This is a genomic window from Thiohalocapsa halophila (assembly GCF_016583825.1).
GTDB classification, from domain to species: domain Bacteria; phylum Pseudomonadota; class Gammaproteobacteria; order Chromatiales; family Chromatiaceae; genus Thiohalocapsa; species Thiohalocapsa halophila.
This window is the reverse complement of record NZ_NRRV01000297.1, coordinates 1-511: the sequence shown is the minus strand read 5'-3', so window position 1 is coordinate 511 and position 511 is coordinate 1. Positions and strand designations below refer to the sequence as shown.

The following is a 511-nucleotide window of genomic DNA, read 5'->3' as shown; positions in this document are numbered from 1 at the left end:
CGCTTGACTGCACGATCCCCGTCGGGGCCGACCCGGGACGCGGTGCAGCCGAACAGCCGGACGCGGGACGCGACGCTTGAGCCTATCACCGATCTCGAGCCGGTACGGTACTCGGAGCGTGCCGCCTACATTGCTCTCGGCGTCTCGACGTCCGCGGCATTGCTCTATCCGCCGCTGGGCATTGTGTCTCTACCGATCATCGGCTACAGCGCATTCCACTGGGCGCGTGCCCGGGTGCGATCCGGGGGGCCTTGGTACCGCTCGCCCTCGAGCATCCTCGCAATCATCGCCTTCACGCTCTCGCTGGGTACAGGCCACTGGGTGCTCGCTTCGCTGGTACTGAGTATCGACCTGGCCACGCGAAGATGGGCATCGGACAGATCTGGACCAGAGGCGCTTCGCGTGCGTTCGGCCCTGTCGCGCCGCGGCAATTCAGTGCGCGTCGCCTTGTTCCTGCTGACCAATCTCGCGGTACTGGTGCTGTTGGGCCTCGTTCTCGCGGTCTTCGGGA

At 65.9% G+C, this 511-nt stretch carries 1 protein-coding gene; it reads left to right on the top strand.

Annotated features, from left to right (window positions below; translation table 11 throughout):
- Positions 1-42: 42 nt before the first annotated feature.
- Positions 43-511, top strand: a 469-nt coding sequence (locus CKO31_RS26470; RefSeq protein WP_200244019.1) for a hypothetical protein, incomplete at its 3' end; no start/stop codon positions are given.